Annotated in this window: 2 protein-coding genes; both read right to left on the reverse strand. The window is 59.5% G+C overall.

The window, feature by feature from the left end:
- Window positions 1-17: 17 nt before the first annotated feature.
- A complete protein-coding gene (locus OU682_RS24065; protein WP_268944695.1) occupies window positions 18-512 on the reverse strand; it encodes a helix-turn-helix domain-containing protein in 495 nt (164 codons plus the stop codon).
- A 189-nt stretch (window positions 513-701) separates the two neighbouring features.
- Window positions 702-965: a DUF5372 family protein gene (locus OU682_RS24070; RefSeq protein ID WP_268944696.1), complete on the reverse strand. Its 264-nt coding sequence runs from the start codon at window positions 963-965 to the stop codon at window positions 702-704.
- Between the last annotated feature and the right edge of the window lie 121 nt (window positions 966-1,086).

Here is a 1,086-nt window from a genome sequence, read left to right on the forward strand (position 1 = left end):
GGAAATGCGAGGTAATCTTAGTCCGTCTGCACTTTCACGAAACTACCAACACGATATGCGGACACCTCCTTTTTTTTACGTGCGATCGCGCGCTCGATGCTGCGGGGATGGACCCTGACGCCGAGCGTCGACTGCACCAGCTCCGCCAGGGCGCGTGCTTGCAGAGGGGCGCCCGCATGTTGGCTCTGCTCGATGAGCCGCATGACCTCGCCGGTCAGCTTGTGGGCCGACTTCGGCCCCCGCGTGCGCGGCAAAAGGCCGGCAATGCCCTCGCGCTCGAACGCAGCCTCGGCCTGGTAATAGGTTGGGCGCGACAGGCCGAAGAGCGCGGCGGCCTCGGCCTTGTTGGCGCCATCCTGCTGAACGTGACGCAGCATCTCGTACTTCACCTGCACGAGATCGAGAGGATCGAAGAAAGTGGACTCGCGAAACCAGGGTGCGCGGACGGCTTCGGGCCGCGGGTTGAGGGCTCCGAGCTCGCGCAGCCGATGGCGTTTGGTCTCGTTGGACATGGTATAACCTCTTCCTGGAATGTAAAGAAAATTACGCCTACCCATGACTCGTGTCAACTTACCTACGCCACGCGGCATACTCCTGGATTGCTTATGGAACATGCCAACCTGCACCGCATCTGATGCCGGCGCTCGTGCAAAGCGGCGTAATTAGATTTACATATACGGCATAAATTGCCTGACACGCCTTCAGCCAGCATGGCTGCGCTCGATTTGCTCGATCAATGCCGCCAGGATTGCCAGATCATCTGGACGCACGAAGGACCTGCCCGCTGCGACCTGAATGAAAACATCGGGTGCGTCGACGTCCGTCCACGACGCAAGCAACGAACGAAGCCGCCCATCCGCGTCGTAGAACATGACGCGATCCTCACCCCAGTTCTGCTTGCGTGTTGACAGCACGAAGCGCTGGCCGCACCACGGATGGAACGGGTGCGTGACCTCGAACTCTATGCGAACTTGAGTGTCAGTATGAACTGCAGTCCTGGACCTAAAAGAAAGCCAAGGTCGAAGGGGCGGTTCTTCTTGCTCAGCGCTGGATCATCGCGCGACTGCGCAATCGCCAGTTCTTCAC

This window comes from Paracoccus benzoatiresistens, assembly GCF_026913015.1.
GTDB classification, from domain to species: domain Bacteria; phylum Pseudomonadota; class Alphaproteobacteria; order Rhodobacterales; family Rhodobacteraceae; genus Paracoccus; species Paracoccus benzoatiresistens.